Origin of the sequence: Nonomuraea sp. NPDC049421 (assembly GCF_040677005.1) — a bacterium.
Classification (GTDB): Bacteria; Actinomycetota; Actinomycetes; order Streptosporangiales; family Streptosporangiaceae; genus Nonomuraea; species Nonomuraea salmonea.
Map to the genome: position 1 here is coordinate 23439 of NZ_JBFAQA010000029.1, position 24492 is coordinate 47930.

The window sequence follows — 24492 nt, forward strand, 5'->3', positions numbered from 1 at the left end:
CATGCCCCACCGACCCCTCGCCTGGTCACGCAGGGGTGTCCTGAACTAACCTTTTCGGGTGGACAGCGAGAGTCTGGCCGCAGCCGGGCTGCTGGCGGCCCTTGGTCGGGCGTCGGAGATTCTCGCCGAGTTACGCCACCCGTTCGTGCGCAGCGCCCCCTTCTCCTACTTCTTCCCGCCCGCGGGCGCCCGCGTCGGCACCGCGCTCACCCTGCCCGACGGCCGCGAGCTGCGGTTCGAGGTGTCGATCCGGGCGGCGGGCGGCGCCTTCCACGTCGAGGGCGGGGTCGCGGCCGAGGACGAGGGGCTGCTGACGCTGCCGCGCAAGAGCGTGCCGGGCATCCACGACGGTCTCGCCGTCTTCGAGGACTACGCGGGGGAGGTGGCGGCACCGGCGTCGCGGTTCGTCGAGCAGCTGCTGGAGGAAATTGTCTGACAACTAGACTGCGACTGTCTTATTGTCGGACAATGTCCACCATGAGAACAGGACCACTCGCCGTGGTCGGCGCCGCTGTGCTCTGGGGCACCGCGGGCACGGCGGGACTGCTCGTCTCCGCCGACTCCGTCGCCCTGGCCGCCGCCCGCCTGGTCATCGGCGGCGCCGCGCTCGCGCTCGCGGCGGGAGCCGGGCTGCGGCGCGTGCTCAGGCCGGGGCTGCTGCTGGGGGCCGTGGCGGTGGCCGCGTACCAGCTGTGCTTCTTCGCGGCCGTGGGCCGCACCGGCGTCGCCATCGGCACGGTCGTCGCGATCGGCAGCGGCCCCGTCTTCACCGGCCTGTTGTCATGGATCCTGCACGGGCGCCGCCCGAGCGGCCGGTGGACGCTCGCGACCACGGCCGCCATCTGCGGCTGCGCCGCACTGATCGCCGGCGGTCAGGCTCATGGCGGCGCTCAGGCGGGGGCGCAGGTGGTCTCCGGCGTCCTGCTCGCGCTGCTGGGCGGCCTGCTGTACGCCTTCTACGCGGTCACCGCGGCCCGCGCGATCGACCAGGGACACGAGTCGAACGCCGTGATGGGGCTGATGTTCGGCGGCGCCGCGCTGCTCATGCTGCCGGTGCTCGCGCTGAGCGGCGTCGGCTGGCTGGCCGAGCCGCGCGCCCTGCTCGCCGTGCTCTACCTCGGCCTCGGCACCACGGCGCTGTCCTACTTCCTGTACGGCCGCGGCCTGCGCACCACCCCGGTCGCCACGGCCGCCACCCTGGCCCTGGCCGAGCCGGCCGTGGCCGCGCTGCTCGGCCTGGTGGTGCTGGGCGAGCGGCTGGCCCCGGTGTCGATCGCCGGGCTGGTGCTGCTGGGGCTGAGTCTCGTGGCGGTGGCCGTACCGGAAAGGGAGCTAGAGTCGCAGCCGTGACGTTGCCCCTCAGACCCGTCTCCACCGTCGGCGCGCTCGCCGACGCCCTGCGCAGCAGGGTGTTGTCGGGTGAGATCCCGCCCGGCACCACGCTGCCCGAGCAGGAGATCGCCGCCTCCTACGGCGTCGCCAGGCCGACCGTGCGCGAGGCGCTGGCCAGGCTCGTGCACGAGGGGCTGCTGCGCCGCGAACGCAACCGCAGCGCCTATGTCCCGGAAGTGACGCTCGCGGACCTGGAAGACCTCATGTACGTCCGCCGCCCCCTGGAGGACCTCATGGCCGGCGCGCTGGCCGGCCGGACGGTCCCCGGGGCGCAGGCCGCGCTCGACAGGATGGCCGCCCTGCCCGCCGACGCGCCGTGGTCGGAGGCGGTGGCCGAGCACATGGCCCTGCACGAGGCGCTCATCGAGGCGGTCGGCAGCCCGCGGCTGGAACGCCTCTATGGCGCGCTCGCGGCCGAGACCCGGCTCGGGCTGGTCCGGCTGCGCGCCGTCTACAAGGACCGTGACGTGCTCGTGGCCGAGCACAGCGAGCTGCTCGACGCGATCGCGAACGGCCCCGCGGAGGCGGCGCGGGCGGCCGTGGCGGCGCATCTCAGCCACTCCTGGGGTGGTGACTGATCTTCCATGTGGTGCTCGCATCGGCACCTTTGAGTGCGAACCCTTGCGGGAGTGGCCGGTAACTCGCAAGAATCGCGGCCATGCACGGCAATCCGATGCCGGACTCCTACGTGTATGTCACGGAAGAGGGCGTCACTCGTCACTATGCGGACGGTAGCGTCGAGGCCCTCGCCTGGGAGGACGTGGTGGAGGTCCGTGTCGTCACCGAAGCCGGCGAAGACGTCCTCTACATCCTGCTCGACCGCGAGGGGGAGGGCTGCGTCGTGCCGCGCTCGGCCACGGACGCCACGTTTGTCGCCCGCCTGCGTTACCTGCCGGATTTCGACGTCGACCGGCTGACGCTGGCCGCCGACTCGGCGCACGACGGGGTGGTGGTGGTCTGGCGCAGCCCGGATCCGCCGTCGGCGCTGCCCGACCTCGAATACGACTAAGACGCCGTTTCGGCGCGGGCCGCCTGTCCGGTACGCCTTTCGACGCGCGCACGGCCTGCCCGGTACGGCCTTTCACGCGGCGCTGGCCGCTCACGCCCGCGTAGCCGCATCACATAACGGAAATCGACCGAAATTCCCTGGCAAAACTCTTGCCGACTCTTGCCACTTGTGGACCGTTCCGTCAACCCCTGAGCCGATCTATCAATCGTCCGATTGTGGACATATGTCGTTATTCCCCAGCTCGGAATGGATCTTTACTCTTTAGTGGGGGCCGCCGCCCTTTGTTCACGTGGGACTTGTCAACCCATGTGGTGCAAGGAACGTCAAGTTATCGCGGTGAACGGAGTTGACAGGGTGGTGCTATGAGGGTGGGGACTGGGGAGTCCGCTGTCGTGCTCCTCGAGGCCGTACCGCGCCGCGCGTCGAGCATCTGGACGCGTGCGTACTTACGGCTCCTGCTGTACGGCGACACGACCTGCGTACTCCTGGCATGCGTGTGCGTGCTGGGCATCAGGTTGCTCGCCGGGTCGTACGTGCCGGTGGCCGAGTTCCTGCTGGGAGCCGGCCTCGTCATCGCCTGGCCGATGGCGCTGACGCTGGGCGGCGCCTACCGCCAGCGCGCCAACGGGGAAGGCACGGAGGAGTTCAAAGCGGTCTTCAACGGCGGGGCCGGGCTGATGGCCGCCGTCGCGATCATGGCGTACGCCACGCAGACCGCCATCGCCCGCAGCTTCGTGATGGCGATGCTGCCGCTGGCGCTGCTGGCCACGCTGTTCTACCGCTACCGGATGCGCAAGCGCCTGCACCGCAAGCGAGCGGCGGGCGAGTACCTGCGCCAGGTGATCGCGGTCGGGCACCGGGAGTCGATCCTCGACCTGGTCGTGCAGTTCAGGCGGCAGCCGTACCACGGGATGCGGGTGGTGGGGGCCTGTCTGCCCGATCATGCGCCCGACCTGGATCTCGACGGCATCCCTGTGCTGGGCACCTTCGCCGACGTGGCGAGCGTGGTCGAGCGGGAGGGGGCCGACGCCGTGGCCGTGCTGGCCTGTCCCGAGCTGGACGGGGCGGCGCTGCGCCGGCTGGCGTGGAGCCTGGAGAACGCGCGTACTGACCTGTTCGTCGCGCCGGCGCTGCTCGACGTGGCAGGGCCGCGCATCAGCATCAGGCCGGTCGCCGGAATGCCACTGCTTCACGTGGAACATCCCGAGTTCGACGGCACGCGGCAGTTCGTGAAGAGCGTCTTCGACCGCGTGGTCGCCGGGCTCGCGCTCCTGCCGCTCGCGCTGCCGTTGCTGGGGATCGCGCTGCTGATCCGCGCGACCAGCGACGGCCCCGCGCTGTTCCACCAGACCAGGGTGGGCCGGGGAGGCAAGGAGTTCCGGCTGGTCAAGTTCAGGACGATGGTCGTGGGCGCGGAGAGGCTCAAGGGCGCGCTGCTGGAGGCGAACGAGTTCGACGGCGTGCTGTTCAAGATAAGGAACGATCCAAGGATCACGCGAATAGGCGCTTTCCTGCGGAAATACTCTCTCGATGAGCTGCCGCAGCTGCTGAATGTCCTGCGCGGCGAGATGTCCCTGGTCGGGCCGCGCCCGCCGTTGCCGGAGGAGGTCGGCAAGTACGGCACCGACGTGCACCGCCGCCTCGCGGTCAAGCCAGGCATGACCGGCCTGTGGCAGGTCAGCGGCCGCTCCGACCTGACCTGGGAGGAGTCCGTACGCCTCGATCTGCGTTACGTGGAGAACTGGTCGCTCATCCTCGACCTGCAGATCCTGTGGAAGACCTGGTCGGTCGTCACCCGCGGAGAAGGGGCTTACTAGCGGTGAAAGCACTCGTGCTCGCCGGAGGGTCGGGCACCCGGCTGAGACCCATCACGCACACCTCGGCCAAGCAACTGGTCCCCGTCGCCAACAAGCCGGTGCTCTTCTACGGCCTGGAGGCGATCGCCGAGGCGGGCATCACGGAGCTGGGGCTGGTCGTCGGCGACACGCACGCGGAGATCGAGGCGGCGGTCGGCGACGGGTCGGCGTTCGGGCTGCGGGTGACGTACCTGCGGCAGGAGGCGCCGCTCGGGCTGGCGCACGGCGTGCTGATCGCCAGGGAGTTCCTGGGGGACGAGGACTTCGTCATGTACCTCGGCGACAACTTCATCGTCGGCGGCATCAGCGAGCTGGTGGGCCGCTTCGCGCGGGAACGTCCGGCCGCGCGGATCATGCTCACCAAGGTCGCCGACCCGCGCCAGTTCGGGGTGGCCGAGCTGGACGCGGAAGGCCGGGTGATCGGGCTGGAGGAGAAGCCCGAGCGGCCCAAGAGCGACCTGGCCCTGGTCGGCGTCTACCTGTTCAGCCCGGCCGTGCACGACGCGGTCGCCGAGCTGAAGCCGTCGTGGCGGGGCGAGCTGGAGATCACTGACGCCATCCAGTGGCTCATCGAGGCGGGGTTGCGGGTGGAGTCCTCGCTCATCTCCGGATACTGGAAGGACACCGGCAACGTCACCGACATGCTGGAGGTCAACCGGCTCGTGCTGGAGTCGGTCGAGCGCAGCGTCGGAGGGCGGGTGGACGCCGGCAGCGAGCTGATCGGCCGGGTGGTCGTCGAGCCGGGCGCGGTGGTCGAGCGCTCGCGGGTGGTCGGCCCGGCCATCATCGGCGCGGGCGCGCTCGTCCGCGACAGCTACGTCGGGCCGTTCACCTCCATCGGCGCCGCCTGCACGGTCACCGGCAGCGAGATCGAATACTCGATCGTGCTGCCCCGAGCGTCGATCGCCGGGGTCGGCCGCATCGAGGCGTCGCTGATCGGCCACGACGTCGAGGTCACCCCGGCGCCCAACACGCCAAGAGCCCACCGCCTCGTGCTGGGCGATCACAGCAAGGTACAGATCAGTTCATGACAAGAGTCCTGGTGACGGGGGGCGCGGGGTTCATCGGCTCGCACTTCGTCCGCACCCTTCACGACGCGTACGTGACCGTGCTCGACCTGCTCACCTACGCCGGCGACCGGGCCAACCTCGACGGGGTGCGCCACGAGTTCGTGCACGGCGACATCTGCGACGCCGAGCTGCTCGCCCGCGTCGTGCCCGGCCACGACCTGGTGGTGAACTTCGCCGCCGAGTCGCACGTGGACCGCTCGATCGAGGGCGCCGCCGCGTTCATGCGCACCAACGCGCTCGGCACGCAGACGCTGCTCCAAGCCTGCCTGGACGCCGGGGTGCCGAAGGTGGTGCAGGTGTCGACCGACGAGGTCTACGGGTCGATCGACGTCGGCTCGTGGGACGAGGGCGCGCCGCTGCGGCCGCGCTCGCCGTACGCGGCCTCGAAGGCGAGCGGCGACCTGATCGCGCAGGCGTACGCCATCACCCACGGCCTGAACGTGTCGATCACCCGGTGCGGCAACAACTACGGCCCCGGGCAGTATCCGGAGAAGATCATCCCGTTGTTCGTCACCCGGCTGCTCAGCGGCGGCACCGTGCCGCTCTACGGCGACGGCGGCAACGTCAGGGACTGGGTGCACGTCGAGGACCACTGCGCCGGCATCCGGCTGGTCGCCGAGAAGGGCGAGCCCGGCGAGGTCTACCACATCGCCGGCACCGCCGAGCTGACCAACAAGGAGCTGACCGCGCGGCTGCTGGAGGCGTGCGGGTGCGGCTGGGACCGGGTCGAGTACGTCGCCGACCGCAAGGGCCACGACCGCAGGTACTCGCTGGACGACAGGAAGCTGCGGGCGCTCGGCTACCGGCCGGAGATCCCGTTCGACAAGGGGCTGCGCGAGACCGTCCGCTGGTACGCCGAGCACCGGGACCGGTGGAGCGCGTGATCGCCCGCTTACGCCGGGAGGCGGCATGAGATGGCTCATCACCGGGGGCGGCGGCATGCTGGCCACCGACGTGCTCGACCGGGCGGCACTGACCGGGGAGCCGGTGCTCGCGCTCGGCCGCTCGGAGCTCGACGTGGCCGACCGGCGGGCCGTCCGCGACTTCGTGTGCGCCTACCGGCCGCGCGTGGTGGTCAACTGCGCCGCGTGGACGGCGGTGGACGACGCCGAGGCCCACCCCGACGCGGCCCTGCGCGTCAACGGGCAGGCGGTGGGCTGGCTGGCCGAGGCGTGCTCGCGGGCCGGGGCGCGGCTGGTGCACGTCTCCACCGACTACGTCTTCGACGGCACCTCGCCGCTGCCCTATCGGGAGGACGCGCCGGCCGCGCCGGTCAACGTGTACGGGCGGAGCAAGCGGGCGGGGGAGCTGGCGGCCCTTGAGCACGGGCACTATGTGGTCCGCACGGCCTGGCTCTACGGCGCCGCCGGGCCGAACTTCGTCCGGACCATGATCGGGCTGGCGGGCGCGCGGGACACCGTGGACGTCGTGGACGACCAGCGCGGCCAGCCGACGTGGACGGCCGACCTCGCCGACTACCTGGTCCGCCTGGCGCAGTCCGATCTGCCGCCCGGCGTCTACCACGGCACCAGCGCCGGCGAGACGACCTGGCACGGCCTGGCCAGGGAGATCTTCACGCTGCTCGGCCGTGATCCGGAGCGGGTGCGTCCCGTGCCCTCGGAGGCGTTCCCCCGCCCGGCCCGCCGCCCGGCCAACAGCGTCCTCGCCCACACCCGCGCGGACCCCCTCCGCCACTGGCGCGACGCCCTGCACGCCGCCTGGCCGGTCCTGACCCGCGGCCGCCGGTGCAGCACCGTGTAGCGGCGTGGCCGTATCCGGCCACGTCAGCGGGGCTGTGGGGTGTCACGTTTCCGCGGCTGGGAGCGATATCCCAGGGACACCCAGGGGGACGGATGACGAAATTTCCGGATCGGACCGGCAGAAAAGCGTTATTCGGCACCGTGCTGGACGCCCTGACCATGCGCCAGGTGATCGAGCGCTGCGTGGCGGCCGTGGCGGAGCGGCGCCCGCTGACCATCGGCGTGGTGAACGCCGCCAAGGTCGTCAACATGCGCGCCGACGCGGGCCTGCGGCGCTCGGTGCTGGACAGCGACCTCGTCCTGGCCGACGGGCAGTCCGTGGTGTGGGCGGCGCGGCTGCTCGGACACCGGGTCCCCGAGCGGGTCGCGGGCATCGACCTGTTCACGGAGCTGATGGCCGAGGGCGGCCGGCGCGGCCACCGCGCCTACTTCCTGGGCGCCACCGACGAGGTGCTCGCCGACATGCTGGCCGAGATTCGCAGGCGCTATCCGGGGCTGGCCGTGGCCGGCTCGCGCGACGGCTACTTCGCCGACGAGGAGTCGGGACAGGTGGCGGCCGAGATCGCCGCGTCCGGAGCCGACCTGCTGTTCCTCGGCATCACCTCGCCGAAGAAGGAGATCTTCATCCGCGAGTGGGGCCCGAGCACGGGCGCGTGGGTGATCCACGGGGTGGGCGGCTCGTTCGACGTGCTGGCCGGGCGCACCAGGCGGGCGCCGGCGCGCTGGCAGCGCCTCGGCCTGGAGTGGCTCTACCGCATGGCGCAGGAGCCGGCCAGGCTCGGCCCCCGGTACGTGCGGACCAACGGCAGATTCCTGCTCCTGGTGCTCGGGGAGTGGGCCGGTGTCAGACGCAGGATCGAGGAGACGACGTGACGGATCACCGGATCGCTCTGCTGAGCTCCGGACATCAGGACTTCGTGACCGGCATGGTGGACCTCGCCGTGCGCGGGCTGCCCCCCGCGTACGAGGACGGCGAGTTCGTGTTCACCCGCCGCGCCAGGCGAGAGCTGGGCGGCACGTGGACGGCGGTGCCGGAGGGACGCAGCATCCGTTACGCGGCGATCGTCGCGCTCGGCGTGGCCACCCTCGACGAGCAGCGGCAGCGCGCCGCCCTGGCCGGCGACGACGTGCACGACCTGGTGGGCGCCCTGGTCAAGCGGCTGCCCGAGGTGAGCGGGGTCGGGGACGCGGCGCTGATCTGCTGGGCGGCGGCCGAGACGGGCCACGCGGACCTCGGCAGGGCGCTCGACCGGCTGGACGAGCTGGACACCGCACCTCATCTGCACACCGTCGAGGCCGCGTGGGCGCTGGCCGCCCTGGTCGCGGCCAGGGTGGGGGACGCGCGCCTGGAACGTGCCCGCGCACGCCTGCTCGGCGGGCTCGCGGGCAACCGCCTCTATCCGCACGCGCTCGGCGACGGGCCGCTGGTGCCGCGTTTCCGCGCCCACGTCGGCTGCTTCGCCGACCAGGTCTATCCGCTGCAGGCGCTGGCCAGGCTGCACGCCGCCACCGGCGACGACGCGGCGCTGCGAGCCGCCGAGCAGGTGGCGCGGGGCATCTGCGCCGCCCAGGGGCCGGACGGCGAGTGGTGGTGGCACTACGACGCGCGGACGGGGTCGGTGGTCGAGGGCTTCCCGGTCTACTCCGTGCACCAGCTCTCCATGGGGCCGATGGCGCTGCTCGACCTGGCCGACGCGGGCGGCACCGCGTACGTGGCCCAGATCGAGAAGGGGCTCGGCTGGATGATGGCGCGGCCCGGGTTCGTACGTGACGACCTCGCGCTCACCTGGCGCAAGGAGGCCAGGAACGACCCGCGCAAGCTCGTCCGCGGCCTGCGCGCGGCGGCGACGGGCGTGCACCGGGGGCTGCGGCTCGGGGTGCTCGACCGGCTCTACCCGCCGGTGGCCGTGGACCGGGAGTGCCGGCCGTACGAGCTGGGCTGGCTGCTCTACGCATGGATGACCAGAAGCGGACAAACATCGTGACTTCCGGCTAATTGCATGCGATAGATCGAATTCCGGGCTCGGGGGAGTTTCGCTCTTGGAGGGGGTTCTCGTGGTGAGACGGCTTTGCCGTGCGCTCTTATCCACCCTGTCAGCCACACTGCTGATCACGACCGGTCTGGTGTTCGTCGCCTCGCCCGCCGCGCAGGCGCTGCCCGCCGGCTTCCAGCGGCAGGTCGTCTTCAGCGGGCTGACGAATCCGTCGAACATCGAGTTCGCCTCCGACGGCCGGGTGTTCGTGGCCGAGAAGAGCGGCCTGATCAAGGTCTTCGACTCGCTGAGCGACACCACGCCGAGCGTCTACGCCGACCTGCGCACGCAGGTGCACAACTTCTGGGACCGCGGCCTGCTCGGCCTGGCCCTGCACCCCGACTTCCCCGCTGACCCGCGCATCTACGTCCTGTACTCCTACGACGCCGTGCCAGGCGGCACCGCGCCACGCTGGGGATCACCGGGCGCGACCGCCGACCCCTGCCCGACCCCGCCGGGCCCGACCGGCGACGGCTGCCTGATCACCGGCCGGCTGTCCACGCTGACGCCGTCGGGCACGGGCGGCGCGATCGTCGAGACGCCGCTGATCACCGACTGGTGCCAGCAGCACCCCAGCCACTCGGTCGGCGACCTCGCGTTCGGCCCGGACGGCATGCTGTACGCCAGCGGCGGCGACGGCGCCAGCTTCAACTTCGCCGACTACGGCCAGGACAACCTGACCGGCTCCGACATCACGCCGGACAACCCGTGCGGCGACCCGCCCTCGCCGGGGGGCACCGCGCTCACCCCGCCGGCCGCCGAGGGCGGCGCGCTGCGCTCGCAGGACCCGCGTACGACCGGCGACCCGACGGCGCTGAACGGCACCACGATCAGGATCGACCCGGACACCGGCGCCGCCGCCCCCGGCAACCCGAACGCCGGCAGCAGCGACGCCAACCTCGCCAGGATCGTCGCCTACGGCCAGCGCAACCCGTTCAGGATCACGATCAGGCCGGGCACCGGCGAGGTCTGGGCCGGCGAGGTCGGCTGGAACATCTATGAGGAGATCAACCGCATCCCCGACCCGACGGGCCCGGTGCGCAACTTCGGCTGGCCCTGCTACGAGGGCGCGGGCCGCCAGGGCGGCTACGACAACCTGAACCTGACGCTCTGCGAGAACCTGTACGCGGCGGGGTCGTCGGCCCACACGCCGCCGTACTTCGCGTGGAGCCACAACTCCAGGCCGGCGCCGAACGACCCGTGCCCGTCCGGCGGCTCGTCCTCCAGCGGCGTGGCCTTCTACGAGGGCGGCAACTACCCGCCGGCCTATGACGGGGCGCTGTTCTTCTCCGACTACAGCCGCTCGTGCGTGTGGGTGATGACCGAGGGCGCGAACGGCCTGCCCGACCCGGCCACGATCGCCACGTTCGACTCCGGCATCCCGGCGGTGGAGCTGGAGACGGGGCCGGGCGGCGACCTGTTCGCAGTGGACTACAACAACGGCCGCATCGTCCGCTACCTGTACGACAACACGCCCCCGACCGCGGTCATCGGCGCCGGCGCCACCTCGGGCAGCGCCCCGCTCACCGTGAACTTCACCTCGGCGGGCTCGGGCGACGCCGACGGCGACCCGGTGACGTTCCGCTGGGACCTCGACGGCGACGGCGACTTCGACGACTCCACCGCGGCGAGCCCGTCGCACACCTACACCCAGCCCGGCTCGTACGTGGTCAAGCTGCGGGTGGACGACGGCCGGGGCGGCCAGGGCGACGCGACGGTGACGATCAACGTGAACAACACGGCGCCGGTAGCCGCCATCACGACCCCGTCGGCCACCGACACGTGGGCGGTCGGCGACACGGTGACGTTCTCCGGCACCGGCACCGACGCCCAGGACGGCTCCATCCCCGGCTCCCGGATGTCGTGGCGGCTGATCCTGCACCACTGCCCGAGCACCTGCCACGAGCACGAGATCACCACCTACACCGGCGCGAGCGGCTCGTTCGCCGCTCCGGACCACGAGTACCCGTCGCACCTGGAGCTCAGGCTGACCGTCACGGACGCGCACGGGCTCACCGACACCGCGAGCGTGCTGCTGCAGCCGAAGACGGTCGAGCTGACCTTCCAGACCGAGCCGGCCGGGCTGCAGCTGGGCTTCAACGGCGAGCAGACGATCGCGCCCTTCACCAGGACGGTGATCGCGGGCTCGCACAACTCGGTCTCCGCGCCGTCGCCGCAGAGCGCCGACGGCCGGTCGTACACGCTGGAGTCCTGGTCGGACGGCGGCGCGGCGACGCACAACGTGACCGCGCCCGCCACGGCGGCGACGTACACGGCGACCTACGAGGAGGCTGAGGCCCCCGATGGCCTGGTGGCCGCGTACGGGATGAACGCCGGCACCGGGACGGCCGTCACCGACGCCTCAGGCGCGGGCAACGACGGGACCGCCGCGAACACCTCGTGGGCCGTGACCGGCAGGTACGGTCAGGCGCTGACCTTCAACGGCACCTCCAGCTGGGTCACCGTGCCCGATGACGGCTCGCTCGACCTGACGAACGGCATGACGCTGGAGGCGTGGGTGCGGCCCACCACGGTCACCGGCTGGCGGACGGTGCTGATGAAGGAGTTCGGCGCCGACCTGTCGTACGCGCTGATGAGCAGCGGCGGCAGCGGACCCGGCGCGTTCGTCCACACCACGTCGGGAGCCAACGCCCAGGCCCCGGGGAACCTGCCGCTGAACACGTGGAGCCACCTGGCCGCGACCTACGACGGGACGACGCTCAGGATGTACGTCAACGGCACGCAGGTGGCCACCAACCTGACGGCCGGCAACCTGCGCATCGGCACGGGCCCGCTGCGCATCGGCGGCAACGGCGGCTCCGGCGAGCATTTCGGCGGCCAGATCGACGAGGTCCGCGTCTACGACAAGCCGCTCAGCCAGGCCGAGATCGCGATCGACATGAACACCCCGGTCGGCCGGCAGGGCTCCCCCGACACGCAGCCGCCCACCGCGCCCGGCTCGCTGAGCGCGACCGGCGGCCCCGGCAGCGTCCAGCTCTCCTGGACGGCCGCCACCGACGACACCGGCGTGACGGGCTACACCGTGCACCGCTCGGAGACCGCCGGGTTCACCCCCTCGGGAGCCAACCAGGTGGGCTCGACGGCGGGCACGTCGTTCACCGACTCCGGGGTCGCGGCGGGCACGTACCACTACCGCGTGGTGGCCTTCGACGGGTCGAGCAACACGGGCCCGCCGTCCGGTGAGGCGTCGGCGGTGGTGACGGAGCCGCCGGGCGGTGACGGGCCGGTGGCCGCGTACGGGATGGACGCCGGGTCGGGCACCGCCGTGGCGGACGCCTCAGGTGGCCATCACGGCACGGCCACCGCCACGACCTGGACGGCCGGCAGGTACGGGCAGGCGCTGACGTTCGACGGCTCGTCCAGCTGGGTGACGGTGGCCGACGCGCCCGCGCTGCGGCTCACGGACGGCATGACCGTGGAGGCGTGGGTGCGGCCGACGACCGTCACGGGCTGGCGGACGGTGGTGATGAAGGAGTTCGGGGCCGATCTGGCGTACGCGCTGATGAGCAGCGGCGGCAGCGGCCCAGGCGCGTTCGTGCACACCACGTCGGGAGCCAACGCCCAGGCCCCGGCCAACCTGCCGCTGAACACCTGGAGCCATTTGGCGGCCACCTACGACGGCACGACGCTCAAGATGTACGTCAACGGCACGGAGGTCGCCACCAACGTCACCGGCGGCGACCTGCGGACCGGCACAGGGCCGCTGCGCATCGGCGGCAACGGCGGCTCCGGCGAGCACTTCGGCGGCCAGATCGACGAGGTGCGGATCTACGCCAGGGCGCTCAGCCCCGCCGAGATCGTCACGGACATGAACACCCCCATCACATGACCGGGTCAGCTCCTGCTGCTCTCGTCGCGCAGCCAGGTGGTGTAGTCGCCCGCGCGGATCGCGCGGGCGGCCCGCCGCCTGGCGAGCACGGCGACCAGGGCGAACAGCGCCGCCGCCGGGGCCAGCCACGGCCGCCTCGCCACGATGGCGAGCAGGTCGCGCGCCCCCGTGCGCTCGCCGGCCGTGGCGGCGGCCTGCTCCAGCTCGCTCACGCTGGTGACGGCCCGCACCCGGCGGCGCATCAGGTCGGCGAACGTGCGTGGCGGCCTGATCACGGCGCGGGCCCCGGGCACGATCACCCGCTCGCCGGGCTCGAACGCGAGCGAGGCGGCGAGGTCGTCGGCCATCGCGGGGGGCAGCGCCCTGATGCGCGTGTTGCCCTCCTCGCCGACCGCGATGACGCCGCGGCCGAACAGCCCGGCGCGCACGTGCGGCAGCCGCGTCCAGATCGCGTAGTAGGCGCGGACCGTCCAGGGGCGCCCGGTCATGGGCAGGTCGCGTTCAGGGGCGGCGGCGAGCGGGCCGCCCGGCGCGGACAGGGCCGCCGCGAGCGCGCGGGCGGCGGCGGTGCTCAGCTCGATGTCGGCGTCCACGTACAGGCGGGGGTAGCCGCGGACGGCGGCGTCGCCGAGCCGCAGCGCCTCGCGCTTGGACGGCACCGGCGTCGTCAGGACGCGCACGCCGTGGGAACGTGCCACGCCCTCGGTGTCGTCGGTGCAGCCGTTGGCGACCACCACGACGTCGAACTCGCCCGGCGCCGCCTGCGCGAGCAGGCCGCCGAGCAGCCGGCCGAGCACCGCGGCCTCGTTGTGCGCCGGGACGACGACGCTCACCACGACGGGAGGATCCCCGCGTCGAGCGCCTGCTTGAGCGTGGGCGCGGCGGCGTCCTTGGCCGACAGCAGGGGCTCGCCGTCCAAGGGCCACTCGATGCCGAGATCGGGGTCGAGGGGGTGGACGCCGTGCTCGCGGGCCGGGTCGTAGGGCGTGGAGCAGAGGTAGACGACCGTGGCCGACTCGCTCAACGCCAGGAACGCGTGGCCGAGGCCCTCACCGATGTAGAGGCCGTGCCGGGATTCGTCGTCCAGCCGTACGGACTCCCAGCGGCCGAAGGTGGGCGAGCCGGCGCGCACGTCCACGACCACGTCGAGCACCGCGCCCGCCGCGCAGGTGACGTATTTCGCCTGGCCGGGAGGCACGTCGGCGAAGTGCACGCCGCGCAGGACGCCGCGCCTGGAGACGGAGCAGTTCACCTGGGACAGCTCCATCGAGTGCCCCAGGGCCTCGCGGAGGTCGGCGGCGCGGAAACTTTCCAGGAAATCGCCGCGGTGGTCGCGGTGGATGCGGGGGGTGTGCAGCAATGCCCCGTCGATGCTCAGGCGTTTCATGCAGACACTTGTAACACTCTTTGCCGCCTATCCGAAGTACGTCTGTGGGTGGATATAGGGGGAAATCGTGCCATTAACGGGTGGGATCCATCGATGACGACACCGTGCCGCTTGTGCGGGGCGAAAGACCTGGTCAGCGTGGTGGATCTGGGGGCGACGCCGCCCTGTGAGCTTTTTCTCACCGCCGAACGCCTTGACGAACCCGAGACCACGTATCCGTTGCACCTCCGGGTGTGCACGCAGTGCTGGCTCGCGCAGATACCGCCGCTCATCACACCGGAAGAAACTTTCACGGAATACGCATACTTCGCCTCCTATTCTTCGTCCTGGGTCGAGCACGCAGGACGCTATGTCGCCGCGGCCGTGGAACGGTTGAAGCCGTCCTTCGTCGTCGAGGTGGCCAGCAACGACGGCTACCTGCTGCAGCACGTGGTCGAGCGCGGCATCCGGTGCCTCGGCATCGAGCCGTCGGCCAACGTGGGGCAGGCGGCCAGGGACAAGGGCGTGCCGACGCTGACCGCGTTCCTGACCCCGGAGACCGGCGCCGAGGTGCGGGCCGGGAACGGTCCCGCGGATCTCGTGGTGGCCAACAACGTCTACGCGCACATCCCCGACGTCATCGGCTTCACCGAGGGCCTGCGCGCGCTCGTGGCCGACGACGGCTGGGTCTCGATCGAGGTGCAGCACCTGCTGACGCTGGTCGAGCTCAACCAGTACGACACGATCTACCACGAGCACTTCCAGTACTACACGGTCGCCTCCGCGCAGCGGGGGCTGGCCGCCGGCGGGCTGACGCTGGTGGACGTCGAGCTGCTGCCCACCCACGGCGGCTCCATCCGGCTGTGGGCCCGGCCGTCGGGCAGCCCGTCGCAGCGGGTGCACGACGTGCTCGCCAGGGAGAAGGCGGCCGGGCTGCACGACCTGTCCGGGTACGCCGGCTTCGCCGACCGGGTCGCCAAGGTCAGGCGCGACCTGCTGCGCTTCCTCATCGACGCCGCCGACGCGGGGAAGACCGTCGTCGGGTACGGCGCGCCCGGCAAGGGCAACACGCTGCTCAACCACTGCGGCATCAGGCCCGACCTGCTGGCGTACACGGTGGACCGCAACCCGTACAAGCACGGCAGGTTCACCCCGGGCGCCAGGATCCCGATCGCCGAGCCCGAGCGCATCGCCCGGGACCGCCCCGACTACGTGCTGGTGCTGCCCTGGAACCTGCGCGACGAGCTCACCGCCCAGCTCTCCCATGTGCACGAATGGGGAGGCCGGCTGGTCTTCCCGATTCCCCACCTGGAGGTCGTGTGAAGGTCGTCCTGTTCTGCGGAGGTTACGGCACGCGCATGCGGACGGGCGTCCCGGGCGAGGTGCCGAAGCCGATGGCGCTCGTCGGCCCGCGCCCGCTGCTCTGGCACGTCATGCGCTACTACGCGCACTTCGGGCACAAGGAGTTCATCCTCTGCCTGGGGTACGGCGCCCACCACATCAAGGACTTCTTCCTCGGCTACCAGGAGGCCACCTCCAACGACTTCGTGCTGCGCGGTGGCGAAGTCGAGCTGCTGTCCAGCGACATCTCCGACTGGTCGATCTCGTTCGTGCAGACGGGCGTCAACTCGCCGATCGGCGAGCGCTTACGCCGCGTCCGCGACCACCTCGGCGGCGAGGAGATGTTCCTCGCCAACTACGCCGACGTGCTCACCGACGCGCCGCTGCCGGACGTCATCGACCGGTTCGTCACCTCGGGCGCCGCCGCCTCGATGATGGTGGTGCCGCCCTCGCAGACCTTCCACTGCGTGGACGTGGCCGAGAACGGCGTGGTCGGCGGCATCTCCCCGGTCAGCGAGATGCCGGTGTGGGTCAACGGCGGCTACTTCGTGCTCACCCAGGAGGTCTTCGAGCACATCCCGGAGAACGGCGACCTGGTCGCCGACGGCTGCGTCGAGCTGGCCAAGCGCGGCCGGCTGCTGGCCTACCGGCACCGCGGCTACTGGCGGCCCACCGACACCGTGAACCAGCGGATGGAGCTGGACGAGGCGTACTCGCGGGGCGAGCGGCCGTGGGCCCTGTGGGAACGGTCCCGATGATCGGGCTCCGCGCCGGTCGGCTGACCGGCATCGTGGCGCTCGCCGCCCACTGCGACGATCTGGCGATCGGGGCCGGCGGCAGCCTGCTGACCCTCTGCGCCGCCCGTCCTGGGCTGCGGGTGGACGCGCTGGTGCTGACCGGCGGCGGCACCGCCAGGGAGGACGAGGAGCGTGCGGCGCTCGCCGACTTCTGCCCCGGCGCGGACCTGCGGGTCACCGTGCTCAAGCTGCCCGACGGCTACCTGCCCGCCCGGTGGGAGGAGGCCAAGGCGGCGGTGGAGGACCTGCGTTCGCGTACGGACCCCGGCCTGATCTTCGCGCCCTGGCGGGGCGACGCCCACCAGGACCACAGGGGGCTGGCGAAGCTGGTGCCCACGGCCTTCCGCGATCACCTGACGCTCGGCTACGAGATCGTCAAATGGGACGGCGACCTCGCCGCCCCGTCCGTCTACCAGCCGCTCGCCGACGAGGTGGCCGCGCTGAAGGCGGACCTGCTCCAGCGGCACTACGCCTCGCAACGGCACCGCCCCTGGTACGACCGCGAGGCGTTCCTCGGCCTCGCCCGGATCCGCGGCATCGAGTGCCACGCGCGCTACGCAGAGGCGTTCCACGTTTCCAAGCTGACCGTCGATCTGGAGAACTGATGCGGGTACTTCTCACCGGCCACCAGGGCTACCTGGGCACCGTGCTGGCCCCCATGCTCGTCACCGCCGGGCACCAGGTGATCGGCCTCGACTCGGGGCTGTTCGCCGACTGCGTGCTCGGCCCGTCCCCTGAGCCGGTGCGGGCGCACGCCGTGGACCTGCGGGACGCGGGGCCCGAGCACGTGGCCGGCTGCGACGCCGTGATCCATCTGGCCGCCTTGTCCAACGACCCGCTCGGGGCGCTCGCGCCCGACCTCACCTATGACATCAACCACCACGCCTCCGTCCGGCTGGCCAGGCTGGCGAAGGACGCGGGCGTGCGCAGGTTCCTCTACGCCTCCACGTGCTCGGTCTACGGCGCGTCCGGCGGTGCGGACCTGCTGGACGAGGACGCGCCGCTGCGGCCCGTCACCCCGTACGCCGAGTCCAAGGTGCGGGTCGAGGACGACCTGGTGGCGCTGGCCGACGCCGACTTCACGCCGGTGTTCCTGCGCAACGCCACCGCCTTCGGCTTCTCGCCGCGGCTGCGGGCCGACATCGTGCTCAACAACCTGGTCGGGCACGCGTACCTGACGGGCGAGGTCCGGGTGCTGTCGGACGGCACGCCGTGGCGGCCCCTGGTGCACGCCAAGGACATCGGGCAGGCGTTCATCGCGGCGCTCGAAGCGCGGCGCGAGGCCGTGCACGCCAGAGCCTTCAACGTGGGCACCGAGGTCAACAACGTGACCGTGGCCGAGATCGCGGACGAGGTGATCGAGGCGGTGCCGGGATCGACGCTGACGATCACGGGGGAGGCGGGCGCCGACCCGCGCTCGTACCGGGTGGACTTCTCCCGCATCAGGGCCGCCCTGGGCTTCGAGGCGCGCTGGACGGTCAAGGCGGGCGCGGTCGAGCTGATCGACGCCTACCGCGACTACGGCCTGACCAGGCACGACTTCGAACGCCGCTACACCCGCCTGGCCAGGCTCGGCGACCGGCGCGCGGCCGGCACCGTCGACGCCACGCTGCGGCCATGACCGGCGAGGAGATGCACGCCCTCGTACGCCGCCTCTACCCGCTGTGCCGCAGCATCACCGGCGACGGGCTGCGCCGCACCCTGGAGATCATCGGCGAGTCGGCGCCACTGCGGCTCACCGAGGTGCCGACGGGCACGAAGGTGCTCGACTGGACGATCCCCCGGGAGTGGAACATCCGCGACGCCTCCATCAAGGACCCCTCGGGGGCCAGGGTGGTCGACTTCCAGGAGTCGAACCTGCACGTGGTGGGCTACAGCGTGCCCGTCCACGCCACGCTCACCCTGGACGAGCTGCGCGGGCACCTGCACACGCTGCCCGACCAGCCGCAGCTGGTGCCGTACCGGACCAGCTACTACGCCGAGACGTGGGGCTTCTGCCTGAGCCAGGACACCCTGGACACGATGGGCGAGGGCCCTTACGAGGTGCGCATCGACGCCACGCTCGCCGACGGCCACCTGACCTACGGCGAGCACGTCGTGCCGGGCGAGAGCGCGCAGGAGGTGCTGATCTCCTGCCACGTCTGCCACCCGTCGCTGGCCAACGACAACCTGGCCGGGGTGGCGGTGGCCGTCGCGCTGGCCCGCCGGCTCGCCGAGCTGCCGCAGCGCCGCTACACCTACCGGTTCGTCTTCGCGCCGGGGACCATCGGGGCCATCACCTGGCTGGCCCGCAACAGGGAAAGGACCGGGCTCATCAGCCACGGTCTCACGCTGGCCTGCGCCGGAGACCCCGGCCGGCTCACCTACAAGCGCAGCAGGCGGGGGGACGCCGAGATCGACCAGGTCTTCGCGTACGTGCTCAAGGACCGTCCGCACACGCTGCTCGACTTCACCCCGTACGGCTACGACGAGCGCCAGTACGGCTCACCCGGGTTCAACCTGCCCGTCGGATCGCTGACCCGGTCCACCTACGGGAGTTACCCGGAATATCACACCTCGGGGGACGACCCGGATCTCGTCCGCCCCGAGGCCATGGAGGACACCCTGGAGACCCTGTGGGCCGCCGTACAGGTGCTGGAGGGCAACCGCCGCTACCAGAACCTCAGCCCGTACGGTGAGCCACAGCTCGGCGCCCGCGGCCTGTACGGCTCGCTCGGCGGCCGCAGCGACACCAAAGAGGCCCAGCTGGCCATGCTGTGGGTGCTGAACCTCTCCGACACCGAACACAGCCTCCTCGACATAGCACGTCGTTCCACGATGCCGTTCGCCGCGCTGGCGGACGCCGCACGGTCATTGCAGAACGCCGGTTTGCTGAAGGAGTGGATCAGTTGAGTCCGACGCTGAAAGTCGGAGACGTGGTCGAGGTCCTGAGCGCCGAGGAGATCCTCGCCACGCTGGATGAGAACGGGGAGCTGGACAACCTCCCCTTCATGCCCGAGATGCTGCGCTACTGCGGACGCAGGCTCACCGTGCACAAGGTGGCCACCAAGCTCTGCGACACGATCAGCAGCACCGGCATGCGCCGCATGCGGGACGCCGTGCACCTCGCGGGCACCCGCTGCGACGGCTCGGCGCACGGCGGCTGCCAGACGGCCTGCCTGCTGTACTGGAAGACCGCCTGGGTGCGCAAGGTGGACGGCGCGCCCACGCCGGAGCCCGGCCGGGTGAGCCCCGAGCGGCCGCTGCTGCCGATCCTGGAGGTCAACACCCGCAAGGAGCCCGGCCCCGGCGGCGAGGAGCGCTTTCGCTGCCAGGCGACCGAGCTGCTGCGGGCGGCGCCCGAGTTACTGCCCTTCCGTAACGTCGGGCAGTACGTGGCGGATATCCGGGTGGGCAACGCCGGGATCTGGCCGACGCTACGGACGATCTTCTTCGGGCTGTTCAACCGCTACCAGCGGCTGTCGCGGAAGTTCCCGCGACGGCTGCGCATCAAGGACGGTCTGGCATGGGGGTTCGTCCAGCCAGGCCCGCACACCGGACCCGCCCCGACGGGCACGACCGGTCTGCAGCCGGGCGAGCTGGTCAGGATCAAGTCGAAGGACGAGATCGTCGCCACCCTGACCACCAAGGGCTACAACAGGGGGCTCGGCTTCGAGGAGGACATGGCGCGCTCCTGCGGGCGCACCGCCCGGGTGGTGGCCCGGGTGGAACGCTGCATCGACGAGAAGACCGGCGTGATGCTGACCATGAAGAACCCCTGCATCGCGCTCGACGGCGTCATCTGTGACGGCGTCTACAAGTCCAACTGCCCCCGCGCGTTCATCCCGTTCTGGCGGGAGATCTGGCTGGAGCGGATCGACGAGCCTAGCTAGGGAAAGGCGGGCATGGAAGAGCAACCGGGCCCGGACATCAGCGACATCGGACGCAAGGCCGGCCGAGGGGCCGTGTGGAGCCTGCTCGGCACCCTGGTCACCAGGGCGGGCTCGTTCGTCCTCGGGCTCGTGCTGGCCCGGTTGCTCGCACCCGCCGACTTCGGCATCTACGCGGTCGCCCTGGCCGCGACCCAGCTCGTCATGGTCGTCAAGGACGTCGGCGTCATGTCGGCCGTCGTGCAGTGGCGCGGCCGGCTGGAGGAGATCGCGCCCACGGCGACGACGCTGACCATGTGCTCCGCGCTCGGCCTGTACGGGCTCTTCTGGGTCGGCGCCCCCTACTTCTCGGCGCTGGCCGGCAGCGAGGAGGCCACCCCGGTGGTGCGCATCCTCACCGCGGTCATCCTCGTCGAGGCCATCACCGCGGTGCGCAGCGCCGCCCTGCTGCGCTGGTTCCGCACGGGCAGCAACACCAAGGCCGTGCTGGCGGGCTTCCTGGTCAACGCGCCGGTGGCGATCGTGCTCGCGGCGGGCGGGGCAGGGCCGTACAGCTTCGCCTGGGGGCAGCTCGTCGGGGCCGTGGTGACCGGGTTCTTCATGCTGTACTACGCGCGGCTGCCGTACCGGCTGGGGTTCGACCGGCGGATCGCGGGGCGGCTGCTGCGCTTCGGCATCCCGTCGGCGGCCGGCATCGCGCTGGAGATCATGCTGCTCAACGTGGGCTACATCATCGTCGGCAACATCATGGGCAAGGACTGGCTGGGCTTCTACCTGATGGCGTTCAACGTCTCCAGCTGGGTGCCCGGCGTGATCGGCAGCGCCATCCGCATGGTGTCGATCGCCGGCTTCTCCCGTCTCGCCGAGCGGGACGGCGCCTCGCTCTCGCTCGGGGTGCAGAAGAGCGTGCCGCTGCTCGTCACCATGGTGCTGCCGCTCGCCGCGTTCATGGCGGTGCTGGCCCACCCGCTGATCATCTTCATCTACGGCGAGCGCTGGGAGCTGTCGGCCGGCGTGCTGCGCTTCCTCGCCGTACTGATGGTGGTGCGCATGCTCACCTCCTTCGCCCTCGACATACTCAACGGCCAGGGCGCCACCCGCTCGACCGTGTGGATGAACCTCGGCCACGCCGCCGCGATGATCCCCGCCGTCATCGTCGGCACCCACCTCGACGGCATCCGCGGCGCCGCCATCGGGCAGGCCGCCGCCGCGGTGCTGGTGGCGCTGCCGCTCGCCATGCTCGCCGTGCACCGGGCCGGGGTGCGGCTGGCGCCGGTCCTGCCCGGCCTGCTCCGCCCGGCGATCGGCGCCCTCGTGTGCGCCGCCGTCATGCTGGGCCTGGCCACCGTGACCGACGGCCTGCCGTTCGTCCAGCTCGTCGTGGCCGGCGGCGGCGGGCTGCTGGCGTACGCGCTGGTCGTCGTGACCCGCGACCAGTTAACCCTGCTGAGCGATCGGCTCGTGCGGCTGCTTCCCGCCCGAGCGCGATGACCCACGAGGAGAAGAGCGTGCTGGTGTCCATCGGAATCCCGGTCCGCAACGGCGCGGACCGTCTGGAGACGGCCGTGCGGTCGGCGCTGGCCCAGGACCACGCCGACATCGAGGTGGTGATCTCCGACAACGCCTCGACCGACGGCACCGAGGAGCTCTGCCGCGAGCTGGCCCGCCAGGACGAGCGGATCTCCTACCACCGCCAGCCGCGCGACCTGCACGTGGTGGGCAACTTCGTGGAGGTGCTGAGGCGGGCGCGCGGCGAGTACTTCCGCTGGATGGGCGACGACGACCTGCTCGAACCCTCGTACGTCTCCCAGGCCCTGCGGCAGTTCCTGGCCGACGAGCGGCTCATCCTGGTCACCACCGACATGACGTACACGCGGGCCGACGGCACTGTGCACCGGCCCCGCTACCGCGGCACCCGGATGCTCTCCGACGACCCCGTGGACCGGCTCGACGAGCTTTGGGACGTCGTCACCACCCAGCACCACGGGCTCGACCCGCTCTACGGCCTGATGCGGCGCGAGCGGGTGGCCGCCGTGCCCAGGCCGCTGATGATCCGCGAGGACGAGGTCTACGCCACCATGCTGGCGCTGACCGCGCCCTGGGGGCACGTGCCCGAGCCGCTGGCCCACCGCGGCCTGCGCGAGCGGCGGCTGTCCGGGATCGCCGCCGCGCTCGGCGTGCCGGCCTGGACCGCGCACTTCGCCACCACCCTGCAGTTCCGGGCGATGTACCGGGCCCTGGGCATCGTCGAGCTGTCCGCGGAGCAGCGCGGCAGGGCGCGGGCCGTGCTGGCGCGCACGTACTGGCGGCGGCAGCGGCAGATGCTGACGCACCGTGGCCGCAAACTCGCCGGGCTGGCCGCCCGGGCCGTCTCCTCGAAAGGGTGAATCGCCGGTGTTGATACGTCTCGTGCGGCTGCTCATGCAGCCGGGCCGGATCCTGCTGGCCGTCATGCGCCGCCTGCCGTTCGGCTCGTACGACCTGCGCTGCGCACTCGACCTCTACCCGCGCCCGCACTACGCCTACGGCGTGCGGCAGGCCGCCGAACTGGCCAGGAGGCTCGGCGTGGGCCGGATCAGCGTGGTCGAGTTCGGCGTCGCGGGCGGCGCCGGCATCGTGGAGCTCAACCGCATGGCGGCGCTGGCCACGGCCGCGACCGGCGTGCGCATCGACGTGTACGGCTTCGACACCGGCGCCGGCCTGCCCAAGCCCACCGACTACCGCGACCTGCCCTACATCTGGCGCGAGGGCGACTTCGTCATGGACGTGGACGCGCTGCGGGCCCGCCTGGGCGACGCCAAGCTGATCCTGGGCGACATCAGCGACACCGTGGTCGACTTCCTCGACGCGGAGCGGCCGGCGCCGATCGGGTTCGTCTCGATCGACGTCGACTTCTACAGCTCGACGGCGGCGGCGCTGCGGATGTTCGAGGGCGACCACAAATACTTCCTGCCGCGCGTCTTCTGCTACCTCGACGACACGGTGGGCGACGACGACCAGGTCATCCACAACGAGTACGTCGGCGAGCTGAGCGCGATCAGGGAGTTCAACGAGGCCGGCGAGCTGATGAAGCTGGCCCCGATCAACGGCCTGCGGCACAAGCGCCCGGTGCCCGCGCCCTGGAACGACAACATCCAGGTGCTGCACCGCTTCGACCACCCCGACTACTCGACGTACGTGGCACGTCCCGACACCGAGACGCAGTTGCCGCTCAGCTGAGCAGCGAATTCGGTGAAATGTAACGTTGAACGGCTTATCGGCGATGGCTCCCTATAGAGGGAGCGTCGCGAGGCGGGGGAACGTACCAAATGGAGTTCTGGAAGGCGCTTCTCGGTCTCCTCACGAAAGTGCGCATCGGCCCGCCGCTGATCGTGGCGTCGATCCTGGCCGGCCTCGCCGTGCACGCCTTCGTGCCCGCCCGCCACACCACCGACGTCTCCCTCGTGCTGGCCATGCCGGTCAACGGCGGCACCATTCCCAACGACAAGACCAAGCAGGGCCTGACGAACCCGTTCCTGTCCTTCAACGACGCGCTCAAGACCGGGGCCAGCATCGTCATCCTGTCCATGAACACCCAGGACGTCTGGACGGAGCTGGGCGCGCCCAAGGACGGCCCGACCGACATCGTCATCGACGACGGCCGCAGCAACCCCAACGTCCTCGACATCAACGGCCCCTACATCTACATCCAGGTGACCAGCGACTCGCCGGGCCGCGCCACGTCCGTGCTCATGGCGGCGCGGCAGCGGGTGGCCGACGAGCTGGCGGAGTGGCAGCGGGCGCTCGGCGCGCCGCCGAACACGTTCATCACCTCGACCGACATCGTCCCGCCCTCCGTGCCGGAGGCCGACGAGAGCCTGAAGTGGCAGGCGGGCATCGGCGCCGGACTGCTCGTCCTGGTGCTCGGCATGGGCCTCGCGTACGCGCTGGTCATCAGACGCCCGGCCCGTCCCGTCAAGCAACCCGCCGAGCCCGACGAGCCCGTGCCGCCCGCCGCAGCCAAGGCCGAGGAGCCCGAGGAGCCCTCGGAGCCCGAGGCGGCCGACGAGGACAGCTCCGCCACCGTGGAGTTCCCCGCCTACCGGGGCGAGGACCTCTCGCCCGTCCCCGGGCCCAGGAAGGCCGGCCAGGACGACGGCGAGGGGTGAC

At 71.5% G+C, this 24492-nt stretch carries 23 protein-coding genes; 21 read left to right on the forward strand and 2 right to left on the reverse strand.

The features are described from left to right. Positions 1 to 58: 58 nt before the first annotated feature. The 11 genes from AB0K18_RS37820 (at position 59) to AB0K18_RS37870 (ending at position 12970) form a co-directional block, all read left to right on the forward strand. On the forward strand, positions 59 to 436 hold the full coding sequence (locus AB0K18_RS37820; RefSeq protein WP_364924640.1) for a hypothetical protein: 378 nt from the start codon (positions 59 to 61) through the stop codon (positions 434 to 436). Between the two features lie 41 nt (positions 437 to 477). Beyond that, positions 478 to 1350 carry an EamA family transporter gene (locus AB0K18_RS37825; protein ID WP_364924643.1) on the forward strand — a complete coding sequence of 291 codons (873 nt, stop codon included), beginning with the start codon at positions 478 to 480 and terminating at the stop codon, positions 1348 to 1350. Next, positions 1347 to 1970 (forward strand): GntR family transcriptional regulator, encoded by a 624-nt coding sequence (locus AB0K18_RS37830; RefSeq protein WP_364924646.1) that lies wholly within the window; start codon positions 1347 to 1349, stop codon positions 1968 to 1970. The genes AB0K18_RS37825 and AB0K18_RS37830 overlap by 4 nt, the downstream gene beginning before the upstream one ends. Before the next feature lie 80 nt (positions 1971 to 2050). Beyond that, positions 2051 to 2401 carry a hypothetical protein gene (locus tag AB0K18_RS37835; protein WP_364924650.1) on the forward strand — a complete coding sequence of 117 codons (351 nt, stop codon included), beginning with the start codon at positions 2051 to 2053 and terminating at the stop codon, positions 2399 to 2401. 362 nt (positions 2402 to 2763) lie between these two features. After that, positions 2764 to 4218, forward strand: a complete 1455-nt coding sequence (locus AB0K18_RS37840; protein ID WP_364924653.1) for a sugar transferase — start codon at positions 2764 to 2766, stop codon at positions 4216 to 4218. 2 nt (positions 4219 to 4220) lie between these two features. Continuing rightward, positions 4221 to 5288 (forward strand): glucose-1-phosphate thymidylyltransferase, encoded by a 1068-nt coding sequence (locus tag AB0K18_RS37845; protein ID WP_364924656.1) that lies wholly within the window; start codon positions 4221 to 4223, stop codon positions 5286 to 5288. Beyond that, the gene (gene rfbB / locus AB0K18_RS37850; RefSeq protein ID WP_364924659.1) at positions 5285 to 6211 is read left to right on the forward strand and encodes a dTDP-glucose 4,6-dehydratase; all 927 of its coding nucleotides are present in this window, start codon (positions 5285 to 5287) and stop codon (positions 6209 to 6211) included. The genes AB0K18_RS37845 and rfbB overlap by 4 nt, the downstream gene beginning before the upstream one ends. Before the next feature lie 25 nt (positions 6212 to 6236). Next, a complete protein-coding gene (gene rfbD / locus AB0K18_RS37855; protein WP_364924661.1) occupies positions 6237 to 7088 on the forward strand; it encodes a dTDP-4-dehydrorhamnose reductase in 852 nt (283 codons plus the stop codon). Between the two features lie 92 nt (positions 7089 to 7180). Beyond that, positions 7181 to 7960: a WecB/TagA/CpsF family glycosyltransferase gene (locus AB0K18_RS37860; RefSeq protein WP_364924664.1), complete on the forward strand. Its 780-nt coding sequence runs from the start codon at positions 7181 to 7183 to the stop codon at positions 7958 to 7960. After that, positions 7957 to 9072, forward strand: a complete 1116-nt coding sequence (locus tag AB0K18_RS37865; RefSeq protein WP_364924667.1) for a hypothetical protein — start codon at positions 7957 to 7959, stop codon at positions 9070 to 9072. The genes AB0K18_RS37860 and AB0K18_RS37865 overlap by 4 nt, the downstream gene beginning before the upstream one ends. A gap of 70 nt (positions 9073 to 9142) precedes the next feature. Then, positions 9143 to 12970 (forward strand): LamG-like jellyroll fold domain-containing protein, encoded by a 3828-nt coding sequence (locus AB0K18_RS37870; RefSeq protein ID WP_364924670.1) that lies wholly within the window; start codon positions 9143 to 9145, stop codon positions 12968 to 12970. Between the two features lie 5 nt (positions 12971 to 12975). On the opposite strand, the gene AB0K18_RS37875 is transcribed toward AB0K18_RS37870, so the two are convergent. Together AB0K18_RS37875 and rfbC are read right to left on the reverse strand one after the other, a co-directional pair. Continuing rightward, a complete protein-coding gene (locus AB0K18_RS37875; protein WP_364924673.1) occupies positions 12976 to 13806 on the reverse strand; it encodes a glycosyltransferase in 831 nt (276 codons plus the stop codon). After that, complete coding sequence (gene rfbC, locus AB0K18_RS37880; RefSeq protein WP_364924676.1) at positions 13800 to 14357, reverse strand: dTDP-4-dehydrorhamnose 3,5-epimerase; 558 nt, start codon at positions 14355 to 14357, stop codon at positions 13800 to 13802. The genes AB0K18_RS37875 and rfbC overlap by 7 nt, the downstream gene beginning before the upstream one ends. A gap of 93 nt (positions 14358 to 14450) precedes the next feature. On the opposite strand from rfbC, the gene AB0K18_RS37885 reads away from it, so the two are divergent. The 10 genes from AB0K18_RS37885 to AB0K18_RS37930 all read left to right on the forward strand — a co-directional run bounded on the left by AB0K18_RS37885 (position 14451) and on the right by AB0K18_RS37930 (position 24491). Further along, positions 14451 to 15659 (forward strand): class I SAM-dependent methyltransferase, encoded by a 1209-nt coding sequence (locus AB0K18_RS37885; protein WP_364924679.1) that lies wholly within the window; start codon positions 14451 to 14453, stop codon positions 15657 to 15659. After that, positions 15656 to 16435 carry a glucose-1-phosphate cytidylyltransferase gene (locus tag AB0K18_RS37890; RefSeq protein ID WP_364924682.1) on the forward strand — a complete coding sequence of 260 codons (780 nt, stop codon included), beginning with the start codon at positions 15656 to 15658 and terminating at the stop codon, positions 16433 to 16435. The genes AB0K18_RS37885 and AB0K18_RS37890 overlap by 4 nt, the downstream gene beginning before the upstream one ends. Continuing rightward, positions 16432 to 17079: a PIG-L deacetylase family protein gene (locus AB0K18_RS37895; protein WP_364924685.1), complete on the forward strand. Its 648-nt coding sequence runs from the start codon at positions 16432 to 16434 to the stop codon at positions 17077 to 17079. Before AB0K18_RS37890 ends, AB0K18_RS37895 begins: the two co-directional genes overlap by 4 nt. Beyond that, positions 17079 to 18095 carry an SDR family oxidoreductase gene (locus tag AB0K18_RS37900; protein WP_364924688.1) on the forward strand — a complete coding sequence of 339 codons (1017 nt, stop codon included), beginning with the start codon at positions 17079 to 17081 and terminating at the stop codon, positions 18093 to 18095. The genes AB0K18_RS37895 and AB0K18_RS37900 overlap by 1 nt, the downstream gene beginning before the upstream one ends. Then, the gene (locus AB0K18_RS37905; RefSeq protein ID WP_364924691.1) at positions 18092 to 19366 is read left to right on the forward strand and encodes a DUF4910 domain-containing protein; all 1275 of its coding nucleotides are present in this window, start codon (positions 18092 to 18094) and stop codon (positions 19364 to 19366) included. The genes AB0K18_RS37900 and AB0K18_RS37905 overlap by 4 nt, the downstream gene beginning before the upstream one ends. Next, positions 19354 to 20346, forward strand: a complete 993-nt coding sequence (locus AB0K18_RS37910) for a hypothetical protein (RefSeq protein ID WP_364924694.1) — start codon at positions 19354 to 19356, stop codon at positions 20344 to 20346. The genes AB0K18_RS37905 and AB0K18_RS37910 overlap by 13 nt, the downstream gene beginning before the upstream one ends. Before the next feature lie 12 nt (positions 20347 to 20358). Beyond that, positions 20359 to 21834 (forward strand): oligosaccharide flippase family protein, encoded by a 1476-nt coding sequence (locus AB0K18_RS37915; protein ID WP_364924697.1) that lies wholly within the window; start codon positions 20359 to 20361, stop codon positions 21832 to 21834. 17 nt (positions 21835 to 21851) lie between these two features. After that, on the forward strand, positions 21852 to 22730 hold the full coding sequence (locus AB0K18_RS37920; protein ID WP_364924700.1) for a glycosyltransferase family 2 protein: 879 nt from the start codon (positions 21852 to 21854) through the stop codon (positions 22728 to 22730). 7 nt (positions 22731 to 22737) lie between these two features. Beyond that, entirely contained in the window at positions 22738 to 23562 is an 825-nt protein-coding gene (locus AB0K18_RS37925) for a hypothetical protein (protein ID WP_364924702.1), read from the forward strand. Between the two features lie 89 nt (positions 23563 to 23651). Continuing rightward, positions 23652 to 24491: a hypothetical protein gene (locus AB0K18_RS37930; RefSeq protein ID WP_364924705.1), complete on the forward strand. Its 840-nt coding sequence runs from the start codon at positions 23652 to 23654 to the stop codon at positions 24489 to 24491. Position 24492 lies beyond the last annotated feature (1 nt).